12 protein-coding genes are annotated in these 15,644 nt (G+C 63.6%); 9 read left to right on the top strand and 3 right to left on the bottom strand.

Going from position 1 to position 15,644, the window contains the following annotated elements; translation table 11 throughout:
- Positions 1-75 precede the first annotated feature (75 nt).
- Genes LOX95_RS06360 through LOX95_RS06335 form a run of 6 tightly spaced genes read left to right on the top strand, consistent with a single transcriptional unit; the run spans position 76 to position 8,330 of the window.
- Positions 76-1,587: a TolC family protein gene (locus LOX95_RS06360; RefSeq protein ID WP_242913634.1), complete on the top strand. Its 1,512-nt coding sequence runs from the start codon at positions 76-78 to the stop codon at positions 1,585-1,587.
- Positions 1,584-2,627: an HlyD family secretion protein gene (locus LOX95_RS06355; RefSeq protein WP_242913633.1), complete on the top strand. Its 1,044-nt coding sequence runs from the start codon at positions 1,584-1,586 to the stop codon at positions 2,625-2,627. The genes LOX95_RS06360 and LOX95_RS06355 overlap by 4 nt, the downstream gene beginning before the upstream one ends.
- Complete coding sequence (locus tag LOX95_RS06350; protein WP_242913632.1) at positions 2,624-4,924, top strand: ABC transporter permease; 2,301 nt, start codon at positions 2,624-2,626, stop codon at positions 4,922-4,924. Before LOX95_RS06355 ends, LOX95_RS06350 begins: the two co-directional genes overlap by 4 nt.
- Positions 4,925-4,955: 31 nt before the next feature.
- Entirely contained in the window at positions 4,956-5,507 is a 552-nt protein-coding gene (locus LOX95_RS06345) for a TetR/AcrR family transcriptional regulator (protein ID WP_242913631.1), read from the top strand.
- A complete protein-coding gene (locus LOX95_RS06340; RefSeq protein WP_242913630.1) occupies positions 5,504-7,159 on the top strand; it encodes an MFS transporter in 1,656 nt (551 codons plus the stop codon). The genes LOX95_RS06345 and LOX95_RS06340 overlap by 4 nt, the downstream gene beginning before the upstream one ends.
- A 19-nt stretch (positions 7,160-7,178) precedes the next feature.
- Entirely contained in the window at positions 7,179-8,330 is a 1,152-nt protein-coding gene (locus tag LOX95_RS06335; RefSeq protein WP_242913629.1) for an HlyD family secretion protein, read from the top strand.
- Positions 8,331-8,365: 35 nt separating this feature from the next.
- Here the strand turns inward: LOX95_RS06335 and LOX95_RS06330 are convergent, their stop codons facing one another.
- The 3 genes from LOX95_RS06330 to LOX95_RS06320 all read right to left on the bottom strand — a co-directional run bounded on the left by LOX95_RS06330 (position 8,366) and on the right by LOX95_RS06320 (position 12,015).
- The gene (locus tag LOX95_RS06330; RefSeq protein ID WP_242913628.1) at positions 8,366-10,156 is read right to left on the bottom strand and encodes a DUF885 domain-containing protein; all 1,791 of its coding nucleotides are present in this window, start codon (positions 10,154-10,156) and stop codon (positions 8,366-8,368) included.
- 156 nt (positions 10,157-10,312) lie between these two features.
- The gene (locus LOX95_RS06325) at positions 10,313-11,482 is read right to left on the bottom strand and encodes a TMEM43 family protein (protein ID WP_242913627.1); all 1,170 of its coding nucleotides are present in this window, start codon (positions 11,480-11,482) and stop codon (positions 10,313-10,315) included.
- Between the two features lie 77 nt (positions 11,483-11,559).
- Positions 11,560-12,015, bottom strand: a complete 456-nt coding sequence (locus LOX95_RS06320; protein WP_242913626.1) for a peptidase S1 — start codon at positions 12,013-12,015, stop codon at positions 11,560-11,562.
- A 204-nt stretch (positions 12,016-12,219) separates the two neighbouring features.
- Here LOX95_RS06320 and LOX95_RS06315 point away from each other — a divergent pair, with 204 nt between their 5' ends.
- The 3 genes from LOX95_RS06315 (at position 12,220) to LOX95_RS06305 (ending at position 15,534) form a co-directional block, all read left to right on the top strand.
- The gene (locus tag LOX95_RS06315) at positions 12,220-14,169 is read left to right on the top strand and encodes a sensor histidine kinase (protein WP_242913625.1); all 1,950 of its coding nucleotides are present in this window, start codon (positions 12,220-12,222) and stop codon (positions 14,167-14,169) included.
- Entirely contained in the window at positions 14,169-14,852 is a 684-nt protein-coding gene (locus LOX95_RS06310; protein WP_242913624.1) for a response regulator, read from the top strand. Before LOX95_RS06315 ends, LOX95_RS06310 begins: the two co-directional genes overlap by 1 nt.
- Positions 14,853-15,069: 217 nt before the next feature.
- Positions 15,070-15,534, top strand: coding sequence for a hypothetical protein (locus LOX95_RS06305; RefSeq protein ID WP_242913623.1), 465 nt, complete (start codon positions 15,070-15,072; stop codon positions 15,532-15,534).
- The last annotated feature ends 110 nt before the right edge of the window (positions 15,535-15,644 follow it).

The raw sequence follows: 15,644 nt of genomic DNA, 5'->3' as shown, positions 1-15,644 counted from the left end.
GCCCTTATTGACATTACTATATGCAACGTTGATAGCCTGAAGGTCGTTGATCCGGGCAGTAAGCGGGGACAGGCGATGGCTGGACGACTAAAGGCTTTTGGTGCGGGCTTGCTGGCAGCAACGGTGCTGACAGCGCCCGTTGCTATGGCGCAAACCATCGAGAGCGTAACGCCGAAGGCCTCCACCGCCCGCGCCCTGACGTTCGAACAGGCCGAGGCGCGACTGCGCGAGACGTCGAACCTGTCCCGCGCCGCCGACCACAACCAGCAGGCGGCGCAGGCGCATGCCAATGTCGCCAACGGCCTGATGCGCCCGACCGTGTCGCTGGATGCCATGCTGATCCGCTATCGCAAGACATTCGATATCCCGCTGGCCGATGGTCTGGACCGCGCACAACAGGATCTGGGCGCAGCCATCCCCGGACTGGTGGACACCATCGGGGTCGCGCCGGATCTGGCCGGTCTGATTGAGCAGAGGCTGCAACAGGTCCTGCCGGAAATCTTCACCGCCCTGCCGCAGGACATTCGCCTGCAACTGGACGAGACGTCGTTCCGCCCCACGGTAACGGCGATCCAGCCCATCTATACGGGCGGAGCGGTCCCTGCCCTGCAACGCGCGGCAGCGGCCAATCTCGATCTGGCCGAGGCGCGCCGTACCGAGGCGGCGGAGCTGGAAAGCGTCAATCTGGTGCGTGTCTATTTCGGACAGGTGCTGGCTGCGGAGGCGCTGGAGGTCGCCATCGAGACGCGCGACGGCTTCAACCTCCATCTTGAGAACGCACAGCGCATGGAGCGCGAAGGTGTGCTGGCCCGCGCGCAAGTGCTTCAGGTCGAGGTCGCCCGCGACACGGCGCAGCGTCAGGTCAACCGCGCCGAGGTGGAATACCAAAACGCCATCGCTGCCCTCGACCGGTTGATGGAGGCCAGCGGCAGGGTCGATCCGGCCACGCCCCTGTTCGTCAACCGCGAGAGCGTGGGCGGGCTTCATCTGTTCACCGATCCGGCGCGCGCCTCCAACGCCCGCATCGCGCAAGCCAGCGCAGGCCGTAATCTGGCCGAGGCGGGTGCCGATCTGGCCGCCTCGCAGTTCAAGCCCAAGGTCTATGCCTTTGGCACCTACAATATGAACCCCGACGACGCGCTGGCGACCGAGCCGGATTGGGCCTTTGGCATCGGCATGCGCTACACCCTGTTGTCGTCGATCAACCGGCGCGAAATGGTCGGGGCCGCCCGCGCACAAGCCTCCGCCGCGGCCGTGATCGAGCGTCAGGCCCGCGAAGACAGCCGCCTTCTGGTCACCCGCGCCTATAACCAAACCGAACTGGCCCGCCGCCAGTTCCTGTCGATGGACTCCAGCCTGCGCGCCGCGACCGAGAACCTTCGGGTTCAGGAAATCGGCTTCCGTGAGGGCGAGACCACCGCCGCCATGGTCATCGATGCCCGCAATATGCTGGCGACCGCCCAGCTTCAGCGCGCGCTGACCGCCTATGAATACCAGCTCAGTCTGGCGGCCCTGCTGGCGACCAGCGGCCAGACCGGCACCTTTGCCGACTATCTCCAACGCCCTGACCGGATCGACGCTCAATGACCGAGATCATGCCGCCCGAAACTGCTCCGGCCCCCAAGGCGCGTCCGAAGAAGAAACCGCCGGTCAAGGCGCTGCTGATTGCGCTTTTGGCTCTGCTCGTCGTGGGCTTCATCATCGTCGGCCTGTTCCTCGCGGCCAAGCCCGCGCCGGTGCAGATACAGGGCATGGTCGAGGCCGAGACCTTTGTCGTCTCCACCAAGGTGCCGAGCCGCGTCGAGCAGTTCCTCGCCGAAGAAGGCCAGCAGGTCAGCGCCGGAACCGAGCTGGCTGTTATGTCCAGCCCCGAGGTCGAGGCCAAAGACATGCAGGCGAGAGCCCTGCTGAAATCGGCCGAGGCTATCCAGTCGCTCAGCGTCGAGGGCGCACGCGGCGAGGACGTCAACACCGTCTATTCCATCTGGCAGGCTGCGGTATCCGCCGCACAACTGGCCGACCAGACCGCCCGCCGTGCCGAGAACCTCTATGCCGAGGGCGTCATCAGCGCCCAGCGCCGCGACGAGGCGGTCGCCGCCCGCCGCGCCACTGCAGCTCACGCCGAGGCCTCGCGTCAGCAATATCTGAAGGCCCGCGCCGGAACTCGTCCGCAGGAAAAGGCCGTCGCCGATGCTCAGGTGGCGGGCGCGCAGGCCGCCATTGCCGAAACTGAGAGCCTTCAGGCGGAAACGCGACTGGTCGCCCCGCATGCAGGTGAGATCGCCGAGCGGTTCGCCAATGTCGGCGAATTGGTGCTGACGGGTGTTCCGGTCTTCACCATCGTCGACACGGCCAATCCGTGGGTCACATTGACGGTGCGTGAGGACCAGTATTCCGACCTGAAGATCGGCTCGATCATCCACGGCGATATTCCGGCGCTGGGTATGGAAAACGTGGCCTTCAACGTCACGGCCATCAGCCCGCAGGGGGCCTATGCCACGGCCCGTTCGACCCGTCAGTCGCGCGGTTATGACGTGCGCAGCTTCGAGGTGAAGGCCAAGCCCGCACGCCCCATCGAGCGACTGCGTCCGGGGATGAGCGTCCTGTTCAACTGGTCGGCGCGGTGACGCCGCGTCGGGCAGGCTGGGCGCAGGTTTTCGGCACCCACCTGCGGGCCGAGGTGCGCCGCCTGCTGACCCGCCGATGGGATGCGGCGGTCGCCTTTGCCCTGCCGCTGATTGTTCTGGTGGCGCTGGCCGCCATGCTGGGACCCGGGGTGGCGAGAGATATCCCCGTGGCCGTGGTCGATCAGGATCAGTCGACTTTTAGCCGCGCCGCCGTGCGCGAAATGGTCGCCAGCCCCGCGCTCGATCTGGCCTATCAGCCCGCCACGCTGGACGAGACCATGGGATTGATGCGGCAAGGAAAAATCTATGCCGTCACCCATTTTCCACCCGGCCTGACGCGCGGACTGCTGCACGATCCGCGCACCGTCACCGTCTATTTCAACGGGGCCTTCCAAACCATCGGATCGATGGGCGCGATGCAGCAGTCCGCGGCGGTCGGCATGGCAGCGGCACCCTTGGTGGAAGAACGCGCACGGCAGATGGGCCTGCCCGCGACCCAGCTATCGCCGCCCGCCGTGCAGGTGTCTATCATCGGCAATCCGCAACTCAGTTTCGAGCTGTTCCTCGGGGCGCTTCTGGGCATGGGGATGCTGCATCTTCTGGCGGCCTGTTCGTCGCTGATGGCGGTCGGGCGGCTGTTGTTCCGTCGCAGTTTCTATCTGACGGGCCGCAGCAGTGGCGGGCAGTTGTCGGCAGCGCTTATGGCGCGACTGTTGCCGCACTGGGTGATCTTTACGCTGTGGGGACTGGCGTGGATTGTCTGGCTGGCGGGCTATCGCGGCTGGGAGGTCGCCGGATCGATGCCGGTGCTGGTGCTAGGTTTGGCAGGGATGGTTGCGGTGACAGTGGCACTGTCGGCTGTGTTGGTCGCGGCGCTGGCCGACCTTGATCTGTCACTGTCGGTCACGGCGGTCTATTCGGGCGCGGCGATTGCCTTTTCCAACGCCACCCTGCCACTGGATCACGGCCCGAAGTTCGCGCAGGTCTGGAGCCAGATCCTGCCCTTTACCCATTACGTGCGCCTTCAGACGGGACAATGGGTGACGGGTTCGCCCGCACAGTCCGCCCTGCCCGATCTGGGTCTGTTGTGGGGGATTGCCTTACTAGCGCTGATCGGCGCTTGGGCCGCTATGAAGTTTCGCTCGCGCCGCCCCGCACAGCCCCATGCCGTGGGCTTTCCCCTGCCGCGCCAATCGGTATGGGGTGCCTTTGCTGCCACCTTTGCCAACCTGCCCAAGGCCCGCCCTGTCAGCAGCCTGCTGCTGCTGGCGGTGGTGCTGTACGCCTTCTACTATCCGGCCGCCTATTCGGGACAGGTGGCCAAGGGCCTGCCCGTCGCCATTGTCAGCACCTCGGACTCGCGCCTTGTACGCAATCTGGTCAGCCACCTGCGCGCCAGCGAAGGGGCGGATGTCGCCACCGTCACCGGATCATCGCTGGAGGCCGAGCGGCTGATGAAGGACGGCGTGGTCGATGGCGTTGTCATCCTGCCCGACCATCTGGGACGCAGTGTGGTTCAGGGCGTGCCGGACGGCATCGCGGTGTGGCTGAACGGCGGCTATCTGGTGCGCGTGGCCTCGGTCGGCAAGGCCGCAGCCGCGGCTGCCGCCGCGACGCTGGAGAGCCAGCTGGAAGGCACGCCCGAGCTGGCCCGCGTCGCCGAGCTGGCACCGTCCATCCGGCAGGAATCCCTGTTCAACCTGACGCAAGGCTATGGCGACTATGCCGTGCCCGCCGTGGTCATGGTCATCCTGCAACAGACCTTGTTGATGGGCGCGGGCGTGATCGCGGCTTTGCGCCGCGAAACGCTGGCACCGCCTCTTGGCTTTGGGGGGCGGCTGGGGCTGTGGCTGGCGCTGATTACCATCGGCACGCTCAGCAGCCTGTTCTATTTCGGCTTCGTGTTCTGGATACAGGACTATCCCCGCGCGGGTGACCTGTGGGGCGTGATTGCCCTGTCACCTGTGTTTGCCGCGGCCAGTTCGGCTATCGGCCTGTGCTTCGGCACCTTGTTCAACCGCCGCGAGCGTGTGGTGCAGGTTTGGGTCGGAAGTTCGGCGCTGCTCTTCTTCCTTGGGGGGGCGGCGTGGCCGCACTTCATGATGCCCAAGCTGCTCGTGGCACTGGCCTATCTCTTCCCATCGACAGCGGCGGTCCAAGGCTTTGTGCGCATGAACGCCATGGGGGCCAGTCTTGTCGAGATTGCCCCGCAGGCGATTATCCTTTGTTTGTTGGCCGCAGGCTGGGGGGCCATCTGGCTGGCAGGATTTGCACAGGGCAAAAACGTCGCGCCTTGACTAAGTGGACACGCGTGTCCACTTAAGCGCCATGGAACGCCCCCTGCGTCAAGATGCCGCAAATCGCCGCGCACAGCTGCTGGTCGCCGCACGCGAGGTCTTCAGAGATGAAGGCATCGATGCGCCGCTGGACCGCATTGCCATCCGTGCCGGCGTGGGACGCGCCACCCTTTACCGGAACTTTCCCGGCCGCACTGAAATCGCTTTGGCGGTTCTGATCGACGAGATCGAACAGTTGGTCGATACCTTTGCGGATTGTTCTGGACCCGATGCCTTTTTCGATTTCCTGACCCAGCTTCAGGCCCTTTTGATCCGCAACTCGGCGTTGGGTGATGTGGTGAGGGCCGCGCCCTCGCCGGAACTGCTCGCACCGCTCAGGGCCGCTATGGTGCGGGCCGCCACGCTGCCGCTGCACTGCTCGCAGTCGGCAGGCACTGTACGGAACGACCTGACAGCAACGGACGTTCGCATCCTGTTGTCCATGCTGGTGGCGGGCCTTCACAATGCAACGCCGGAGGAGAGAAACCTTCTGGCGGACCGCGCGCGCCAGTTGACGTTCGATGCAGTGAGGCCGCGACCATGAGCCGCCACACCTGGGACCTGCCCTGGCACGAGTACCTCAAGACGCTGAAAGAGCACGAGCGTCCGGTCATGCCCGGCTCGCCGGCGACGCCCGATCACACCCTGCCCTATCGCATCGCCTATCTGGTGGTCGGGGTGCTGGTGGCGGTCACCGGCAGCCTCGGCTCGGCCATGGTCATGGCCAACACCCAGCTGCTGGCTGGTGGTCTCGGCGTCTCGCTGATGGAAGCCTCATGGCTGCCGGTCGCGTTTGTGATGACCAACGCCTGTATGAACCTGCTGCTGGTGAAGTTCCGCATGCAGTATGGCTTGCGGCTGTTCGCGGAAATCTTCCTGATCGCCTTTGTCGCCATCAGCGCGATCAACCTCTTCTATGCCGATTACCAGACCACGCTGATCCTGCGCGGCGTGGCGGGCATGGTGTCGGCGGCCATGTCGTCGCTGGGAATCCTTTATCTGGTGCAGGCTTTCCCGCAAAAGCACCGCCTGAAGGGGCTGGTTCTGGGCATGGGCCTGACCAGTCTGGGTATCCCGTTCACGCGTGTCTTTACCTCGCGCCTGCTGGATATTTCCGAATGGCACGGCTTCCACACCATGGAGCTGGGGCTGGCTATCCTGTCGCTGGTGGCCGTGTTTTCGCTGCGCACTCCCCCGTCCGAGCGGCTCAAGGTCTATGAGAAGCTGGACTTCCTGACCTTTGCGCTGTTCGCGCCGGGGATTGCGCTGTTGTGCGCGGTTCTGGCCATCGGGCGCAGTGTCTGGTGGTTCGATACGGCGTGGGTGGGCTGGGCGCTGATCGGCTCGATTGTACTTTTGGCCGCGGCCCTGACCATCGAATACAATCGCGCCCGTCCGCTGATTAATCTGCACTTCCTCAGTGGCGGGGCGCTGATCCGGCTGTTCCTGTCGGTGCTTCTGGTTCGCATCGTTATGGCCGAGCAGTCGGCCGGCATTACCGGTGCCATGCAGCAACTGGGCATCGGGCTGGATTCGATGCACCAGTTGTTCGTTGTCATTCTGGCTGCGACCGCAGCAGGCGTGGTGTTCAGCGCCCTGACCATCAACCCTGCCAAGCTGAACAAGCCCATCGCCCTGTCGCTAGGCCTTATGGCCGTGGGCGCGTTTATGGACTCCCGGCTGACGGCCCAGTCCTATCCGGCGCAGCTCTATTTCAGCCAGACCCTGCTGGCCTTTGCGTCCGGCATGTTTCTGGGGCCGGCCATGATCTCGGGCATTGTGCAGGTGTTCCAGAAGGGCACCCACAATCTGATCAGCTTTATCGTGCTGTTCGCGCTGGCCAATAATATCGCCGGCCTAGCGGGCCAGTCCTTTGTGCTGACGCTGCAGGCGGCGCGGATGCGCTTTCATCAGGTGCATCTGGCCGAGGCCATGATCGCCGGCAATCCGAACATCGACCTGCGCCTGAAACAGTTATCGGCGGCCTATGGGCAGGTGATCGGCGATCCCGCCATCCGCGCCTCCGAAGGCTATGCCCTGCTGCAACAGCAGATCAACCAGCAGGCCAGCATCCTCGCCTACAACGACGCCTTCTTCACGGTCGCCGTCATCGCCGCCATCGGCTGCGTCTGGACGACCGTCCACCACATCCGCACACGGCCAAAGGCTCCGCCCGCGCCGCCTGCCAAGTCCTGATCGCGAAACCGAGACCCCCATGACTGATACGCCCCCCGAAAACGGTCAGACCCCGCAAACACCACCGGCCGCACCGCCCCAACCGGCTCCACCGCCGCCCGCTGCGCCCGCCCCCGCTGCGCCTGCGTCTGCGGCCCCGCCGCCGCGCAAACGTATCCTGTTCGGCGTGGTCATGGCCGCGCTGGCGCTAGTTGGTATTGCGCTGATCATGAAGGCATGGGCCCTGCCGCCGTTCAACACGAGCGTCCAGCACACGGACAATGCCTATGTGCGTGGTCAGGTGACGACCATCGCGCCTCAGGTCTCGGGTGCCGTCACTCAGGTGCTGGCGCAGGACTTCCAGTCCGTAAAGGAAGGCGACCTGCTGCTGACCATCGATGACCGCATCTATGTGCAGAAGCTGGAACAGGCCAAGGCCAACCTGCATGCCGCACAGGCGCAACTGGCCAACTCGGCCCAGTCGCAGGATTCTGCCAAGGGCAGCGTCGCCCAGACCCGCGCCTCCATCGCCAGCGCACAGGCCAATGTCGCCAAGGCTCGCGCCGATCACGACCGCGCTCGCCGCCTGTTCGAGGGTGGATGGGTGGCGCAGGCTCAGGTCGATGTAACACGCACCGCCTTGCAGGCTGTCGAGGCGCAACTGGCCGCCGCCCGCGCTGCCGAGGGGATCGCCGAGACGGGCGTGACCTCTGCCGTGGTCAGCCGTGGCACGCTGGAAGCCGCTGTCGAGAATGCGCTGGCGCAGGTGCATCTGGCCGAGATCGATCTGGCCAACACCCGTATTGTCGCCCCCCGCGCAGGGCGTCTGGGCGAGATCACCGTGCGTCAGGGCCAGCAGGTCCAGACCGGCAGCCAGTTGATGGCGCTGGTCCCCGACCGTCTCTGGATCGTCGCCAATTTCAAGGAAAACCAGATGCGCGATATCCGCGTCGGCCAGCCGGTCGAAATGGCGGTCGATGCTCTGGGCGGCGCGACGCTTAAAGGGCATGTCGAGCTGATTTCCCCCGCCACCGGCTCTGAGTTTGCGGTCATCCGTCCCGACAATGCGACCGGCAACTTCACCAAGGTGGCCCAGCGCGTGCCGGTCAAGATCAGCATTGATCCCGACCAGCCGCTGGCCCAGCGCCTTCGCCCCGGTCTGTCGGTCACGGCGCGGGTCAGCACCCGATGAAGAAAAGGCCCGATCCGGCGGATCGGGCCTTTGGCTTATTTGGCCTGTTCTTCAGCGATATAGGCCCGCATCTGTTCTTCCAGCGTGGTCAGCGGCACCGCCCCCATCGCCAGAATGCGGTCGTGGAAGGTGCGCTTGTCGAACTTTTGGCCCAGCGCGGCCTCGGCCTCGGCCCGCAGGCGGCGGATTGTGATCTCGCCGAGCTTATAGGCCAGCGCCTGACCCGGCCACGAGATGTAGCGGTCCACCTCGGTCGCCACTTCATGCTGTGACAGGGCGGTATGGCTGGCGAGGTAGTCGATGGCCTGCTGGCGGGTCCAGCCCTTGGCGTGGACGCCCGTATCGATCACCAGACGCGCCGCGCGCCACATCTCGTAGGACAGGCGGCCAAAGTTCTCGTACGGCGTGCGATAGATGCCCATCTCGACACCCAGCCACTCGGTATAAAGGCCCCAGCCTTCGCCATAGCCCGAGAAATAGGTGCTGCGACGGAAGGCCGGAATACCCTGCTGCTCGGCGGACAATGCAGCCTGCATGCTGTGGCCCGGCGCACATTCGTGAAGGGTCAGGGCGGGGATGTTGTACAGCGGGCGACTGGGCAGGTCGTAGGTATTCATCTGACATGAGCCCAGACCGCCGCGGCCCGCCGTATAGAAGGGTGCCAAGGCTTCCGGCACAGGAATGATGGTGTAGGGACGGCGCGGCAGAAGGCCGAAATTCTCGGACAGCTTGGCATCCACACGCTTGGCCACCCATGCCGAGGTCATCAGCAGTTCATCCGGCGTCTTGGCCACGAACTGGGGATCGGTGCGCAGGAAGGTGATGAACTCCTGCAGGGTGCCGTTGAAGTTCGCCTGTTTCATCACCTCGTGCATTTCAGCGGTGATGCGGGCCACTTCGGACAGGCCGATCTGGTGGATCTGGTCGGCGGTTAGATCCGTCGTCGTGTATTTGCGGATTTGCTCTGCGTAATAGGCCGGCCCGTTCGGCATGTCGTAAGCCGCAAGGGTCGTGCGCGTGCGGGGAATGTATTCGTCGTTGTAGAAGCTCAGAAGTTGCCGATAGGCCGGAATGACTTCCTCGATGATGGCACCACGGGCGTCGGCGCGGATGCGCTCCTGATCGGCCGCCGGAATGGTGGCGGGCATAGTGCGGAACGGATCGAAGAAGGCGTTGGCCTCTGCCGTATCGGTGATGAAGCTGCTGATCGAGCTGTCACGTCCCTCAGCGGTCACCCGCGGCACGCTGAAACCACGGGCGAGGCCCGCCCGCATATTGACCTTGTGCTCGTCAAAATAGCGCGGGATGTCGCGCATGCGGGCAATGTGGCGGTCAAAGTCCTCGACGGTGCGAAGCCCGCCTGCGCGCGCCAGATAGGTCCAGAAATTGCTGTCGCTGTTGAAGGGCATTTCCCATTCACTCGCGCGACCGTCGATCAGTGTGTGTTCCAGATTAGTCCGCAGAACCGCCGCGTTGATACGGTCCTCGTTCGACAACTGCTCCAGGGGGATGGTGTCCAGTTCGGCCAGAACGCGCTGTGCCTGCTCGATGCGGCGCTGCTGGCTGGGCAGGTCGACCGAAGGCAGGCGGGTTGCGCGCTTATAGCCGCCTTTGCCGTCCGGCTCGCTGCCGTTGTCGCGTTGGTTGAAGTCCCAGTCGGCTTCATAGAGCGTCTTCAGTCGCGCGCCCGCGTCGTTCGGGGCGGTAGCGACGGCAGCGACCTGATCCGCCACTGCAGGGCTCGACAGCGCGGTCGCAGCCAATGCCATACCGACGGCAAACGCCGAAACCGGGCGGCCAAACGCGCCGCCATTCAACTGTGCCATTGTATCCCGCTCCCCTGAAATCAACGCCTTATCAGTGGCAAGGACATCGGGGTAATGCAAGGCAATGCGGCCTGCTGCCGACATTCAAAGGGTAACCGGCAAAAGGGTATCCGGTAAAACGGATACCCTTCGTGCAAACGCGTCGGCCGGAGGAGCTTAGACAGCCGGCGCGGGCACAGGTTTGCGCTTGCGCATCCACAGCACGCCCGCCACTGCAGCCCCCGCGACCGCCAGCAGAATGATGGCGACGACAGGACGGAAAGCCAGCCACGCAAGGGCGATCACGACAAGGCTGAGTGCCAGTCCGACAGCGCCCGCCATCAGGCCGGTGCCCATGCGAACAATGCTGCCGATGAAGGGCACCACATCGCCCAGCACACCCAGCGGAGCCAGCAGCATGCCAAAGCCGGCGATCATCGCGGCCAAGCCCACGCCGCGCAGGAGCCAGCTCATCGTCTGGTTGGCTGCCTTGGCGGCCTGGAACATCTCGGTGGCCGAGGCTGTACCCGTGCGGACCATGAGAATGGGGCTGCCGGTCTTGGCGATGAACGGGGTGATCTCATTGCCGGTCTGGGCGCCGATGACGCTCAGGACTGTGTTCTGCGGCAGATGGTGATAGGTGATGCGCATGTCACCGACCTGCGGCGTGGCAGCGTTCTGGCCCACGAACAGAACATTCTCTTGCGCCGAAACCGGACGCCCCAGCGCCGAGGACGCTGCCTGAACCTGTTCGGCACTGGGCGTGAAGTTGGTTTGTGCCGTCAGCTGGCTCAGCACAGGTGCCGTGGCCTTAAAGGCTCCGATCGAGGCTTGATCCGCCGCAAAGGTACCGTCTTTCAGCGTCGCCGGGGGATTTTGGTGCCCTTGCGGTTGATTGAAGCGAGCGCTGTCCTGCGGAGCGTTCGTCCACTCGGTTGTGTAGGAATAGGTCGTGACCGTTTCCTGCCCGCCGCCCAGCTTGGTGCGGGTGTCGGACTGGCTGGATTCAACCCACTGGAAATATTCCACCGATCGCGACAGCACGAGACCATCGGCTGCAACGCCGGTCACATCGTCACGGCGATGCCCCTCGGCAGAGGCCGCCGCGGAAATATGCACCAGCTTGCCGTTATTGGCCGCGTCCACGCGATTGGCGTCCACGCTGATAACAGCGCCTGCGCCCTCTTTATTGGTGCGGACGGATTCAATGGACCGCCCCTCGTTCCAGAACAGCAGAACGATGGCAGCCAGAATGACCACAAAGCCGAACAGAACGCCCTTGATGGCGCTGCCCAGACGTGAAAACCACGACGTCGAGGTCGTGACGCTGATCTGGTCGTTAGACATGGATTTCTAGCCCCTGCATGGAAAACAAAGGGCGTCCCACCAACAGCAGGACGCCCCGTTCTGGACAGTCCGTCCGCTTACGGAGTCTCGGTGACTTCGAGCGTGGCCGAGGCGGTCGAGTCGCCCAGCACACCGACCCAGATGTCATAGGTGCCGCTTTGCGGACGCGAGAAGCGGACCATGGCATCGCCGTCGCCATAGCTGTCATCATCGCAATACCAGCGGCCATCCGGACCGTTGATGATCAAGGTCGTGTCAGCGCTCGACAAGGTGCGGAAGACCAGCGGAAGGCCGCCGGCGTCATAGGTCACTTCGAAATCCGGAGCGTCGGAGATATTGCCCATGCACGAACCCGGAAGGCGGGCACCGTTGATGCTGCCGCCTGCGGTCATGCTGACGCGATAGGGATCGGGCGTGAAGCCTGCGCTGAGGCTGACTTCACCAAAGGTGGCGGTGCGATGTGCGGTCTGCGCCATCGCCGGAGCGGCCATAAGAACAACGGCGGCAGCCGCCAGCACGAAGGTCTTTTTCATATCCAATGTCCTCATCAGGGCGCGGTATGCGCTGTCCAAGCGTCTCGCCCGGTCCAGCCCGGTGGATGCCTGATAAGGTTGTATTGAAAACAAACACGTCGGTGCAGCACCACGGATATGGGGGGTGTCCATATTTACAGGCGTTGCGGCAAGGCGCCGTTTTGCCATATTGTCCTCGTGAGTAACGTTATCTGGGGATAGGGCATGTTACGAGTACGAAGCGACCGCGCCGCGGGCGACGGGTCCAATGACGCCTTGCATCCGAAGCCCACCTGGCAGCGCGGTTTACGCATTATCGCGGCCATCGTCGTCATTCAGGCTGTTTTTTGGGGCCTGTTCTATGCCCCGATCGGGCCGCGTAATTCCCCGCGTAACATCGACCGTATCGCCTTCTCCAGCGCCGAGTTGGCAGAGTTGAAGGCTCCGACCGAGGCGGCCGCCGATGCGGCGACCTACAGCAAGATCAACCTGCCCTACACCGACTGCTGCGATCCGGCCTATCTCTCACTTCGCATGACGTTCAACCTGACCGACGTTCCGCCCGAAGGTCTGGGGCTGGTGGCCTACCAGCAGGTCGACAACTTCATTTATCGCCTGAACGGCTCGGTCATTCACAAAAAGGGCCGGATGGAATTCGCCCGCCAGACCTTTGATGGCCAGCGCCCCTATCTTCTGCATGTCCCAGCAGGTCTGCTGAAGGCTGGCGAAAACCAGATCAACATCATCACCGTACGCCACGGCTTTCCCTATACAGACCTCGTCGAGCCGATGATGGGCGAGTATCAGCAGGTGCGCGAAGCCACGGCGATGCGCTTCTGGCAGGTGATTGATTACCGCATGCTGGGCGGTGCCCTGACCTTCCTGCTGGGCCTGTTCGCGCTGATCACCGTCTTTCGCTCGCAGGACAAGCTTTTCGCCTCTTGGCTGCTGGTGCTGTGCTGGTCGTGGACGGCCTATTGTGCCTACGGATTGGTCCTCGACATTCCGCTGAGCGGGCTGGGCCGGATGGTCGCCTTCTTCGCCCTCACCTCACTGGTGTCGGTGAGCCTGATCTGCTTCCTCGACTCCTGGACACGCCGTCCCCTGATCAAGCTGCAGTTCGCGCTGATTGCATGTTGGCTCGTCTTTACGGCAGCAACCGTTTACGCGCTGCATAAGGTGCCCATGCCCATGGGCTTCGACCTGATGGATAAGGCATGGTCGTGGTTCGCTCTGGCCGCCGGATGCATCGCGGTGGCGCGGCTGGTGTGGCATTTCGCGACCACGGCCGAGGATCGTTATATCGAGGCGGGCCTTCTTGCGATCTGCGCAGTCTGCCTCGCGCTGGACGCAGTGGGGGCCAAGTTCGGGCTGCTGGCGGGCGGTTATTTCGTCGATTCCGCCGCCATACTTATTCTGGCCTTCGTCATCGCCTTCCTCCAGCGCAACTTCCATCTGTTCCAGTCGGCGCTGACGCTCAACAACATGCTGGAAACCAATCTGAAGCGCCGCGAGGCCGAGCTGGCTCAGGCCTATATCCGCGAACGCGAACTGATCGACCAGCAGGCGCGCAATGAAGAGCGTCGCCGCCTGATGCGGGACATGCACGATGGCGTGGGCGGTCAGTTGGTCGGCCTGCTGCTCGAAGTGCGACGCGGAGCCATCGACAAGGACAGAATGGCCGAAGGTCTGCAGACGGCGATGGATGAAATCCGTCTGATGATCGATTCCGTCGACGCGACCGCCAGCACACTCACAACCATGCTGGACGTGTTCGAGAGCCGCGTACGCCCGCGTGTCGAGGGCGCGGGCCTGATGTTTGACTGGAACGTCGAGTTGGCCTCGGAGGTCGACTTGGCGCCTCCTGTAGTCCTTCAGATCTTCCGCATCATGCAGGAAGGCGTAACCAATGCCATCAAGCATTCGGGAGCCGACACCATAGCGGTGCAGGTCCGCACGGATGCCAATGGCGATCTGACTGTCCGCATCGCCGACAACGGGAAGGGCTTGCCCGCCAACCTGACGTCCAGCGCTCCGCAGGGCGGGCATGGTCTGGGTAATATGCGCACCCGCGCCACCACCATCGGCGGGACCATCGACTGGACCAATGCCACGCAGGGTACCGCTATCGTTCTGAGCATTCCCCTAACTGTATCCGAGAGTGTCGCCGCCTGATGTCCGCCGCCTCCCCCCAGTCAGCTCCGCAGACGCTCCGCATCGGCCTTCTCGAAGACAGCGTGCCCGTGCGCGAGCATTTCGAACATATCGTCGGGCAGTCCGGGGATATGGAGCTTTGTGGCATTGCCACCTGTCTGGCGGAGCTTCCTGCCGTTATCGCCCAAAAGCCTGATTTGATGCTCACCGATCTGGGCCTCCCCGACGGGAGCGGGTTGGACGCCATTCCAGATATCAAGGCCGCCGGTATCTTCTCGCTGGTCATCACCGCATTCGGCGACAAGGAGACAGTGCTCTCTGCATTTAATGCGGGGGCCGATGGCTATCTGCTCAAGGATGCGACGACCGAAGCGATACTGGACGGCATTCGCGTAACCGTAGCGGGCGGTGCGCCCATCAGCGCCGCAGCGGCCACTTTCTTACTACAGCAACTGCGCGTCCCCGCCGCTCCGAGCGAGGCTCCCAAATCACAACTCCCGGCTGCCGAGCGCCTGACGCCGCGAGAGGCGGAGTTGCTGTCCCTGTTCTCACGGGGACATTCCTATAAGTCTGCCGCGCGCGAGTTGGGCATCTCGCCCCTGACCGTCGGCGATCACGTCAAAGCCATCTATCGCAAGCTCGCCGTGAACTCGCGCAGTGAAGCCGTTTTCGCTGCGGTCCAGCGGGGACAGTTAACCCTCTAAGCCCCCATATCCATGGCGTTATCGGCATGCTTAACAGCCGCTAGTCTTTCTCCAACTTCAATCGGAGATTGTCATGGCAGGTCACGGCCGCTTGCGGAAAACTCGGCACGTTCTGATGGCGCTTGCTGTTAGCACGTTTGCTGGAACTGGCGTGGTGGCCTGCGGTGATGGTCCGCCTACTGCGCAGGGTGGGGATTTTCCAAGCCCCCCCCTCGCGATGGCCAGCACCACCCGCGCGCCCATTATCGCCGCCGAAGGTCATCGCTCGCAGAGCACTCCTGTTTATGCGAGCGGAGGCCAGTCCGAAAAATCCGGTGCCCGTGCCTATACGCCTCCGTCGGGAAGTCGCGAACGCCGCGAGCTGATGGACGTAATCCGGCTCAGAACCCGTCAGGATCTAGGAACGCACGCCGTCTTCGTGGTTCGGAACTTGCGGTCAGACGGCCAGTGGGCCTTCGCGCAATTGGAGCCGCAACACCCTGACGGCTCGCCTATAAGGCCTCACACGACACCCGCCTATCGCGACAGCCCTTCAAAGCTGTCGAACAACATCAGCATCGACGCGATATGGGTAAAGCTGAACGGAAGCTGGAACGTGTATGCGTACCAGATCGGCGCGCGCGACGTCTGGTGGCTAGCACATTGTGACGCTGGAGCAGCCTCTGTCCTGCCGGGCTGTTAAGGGTCACAGCCTGAGGGCATGACAGCAAAAAGCCCCGCTGTTTGGCGGGGCTTTTTTGGGTGCGGGAGTAGGATTTGAACCTACGACCTTCAGGTTATGAGCCTGACGAG

The organism is Brevundimonas pishanensis (assembly GCF_022750635.1).
GTDB classification, from domain to species: Bacteria; Pseudomonadota; Alphaproteobacteria; order Caulobacterales; family Caulobacteraceae; genus Brevundimonas; species Brevundimonas pishanensis.
This window is presented reverse-complemented; position numbering and strand designations above follow the sequence as displayed.

Bases quoted from the DNA above. Each gene is read 5' to 3' on its own strand.
- LOX95_RS06330 (WP_242913628.1), bottom strand. From the start codon at position 10,156: ATGGCACAGTTGAATGGCGGCGCGTTTGGCCGCCCGGTTTCGGCGTTT.
- LOX95_RS06325 (WP_242913627.1), bottom strand. From the start codon at position 11,482: ATGTCTAACGACCAGATCAGCGTCACGACCTCGACGTCGTGGTTTTCA.
- LOX95_RS06360 (WP_242913634.1), top strand. From the start codon at position 76: ATGGCTGGACGACTAAAGGCTTTTGGTGCGGGCTTGCTGGCAGCAACG.
- LOX95_RS06310 (WP_242913624.1), top strand. From the start codon at position 14,169: ATGTCCGCCGCCTCCCCCCAGTCAGCTCCGCAGACGCTCCGCATCGGC.
- LOX95_RS06355 (WP_242913633.1), top strand. From the start codon at position 1,584: ATGACCGAGATCATGCCGCCCGAAACTGCTCCGGCCCCCAAGGCGCGT.
- LOX95_RS06340 (WP_242913630.1), top strand. From the start codon at position 5,504: ATGAGCCGCCACACCTGGGACCTGCCCTGGCACGAGTACCTCAAGACG.
- LOX95_RS06335 (WP_242913629.1), top strand. From the start codon at position 7,179: ATGACTGATACGCCCCCCGAAAACGGTCAGACCCCGCAAACACCACCG.
- LOX95_RS06305 (WP_242913623.1), top strand. From the start codon at position 15,070: ATGGCCAGCACCACCCGCGCGCCCATTATCGCCGCCGAAGGTCATCGC.
- LOX95_RS06345 (WP_242913631.1), top strand. From the start codon at position 4,956: ATGGAACGCCCCCTGCGTCAAGATGCCGCAAATCGCCGCGCACAGCTG.
- LOX95_RS06320 (WP_242913626.1), bottom strand. From the start codon at position 12,015: ATGAAAAAGACCTTCGTGCTGGCGGCTGCCGCCGTTGTTCTTATGGCC.
- LOX95_RS06315 (WP_242913625.1), top strand. From the start codon at position 12,220: ATGTTACGAGTACGAAGCGACCGCGCCGCGGGCGACGGGTCCAATGAC.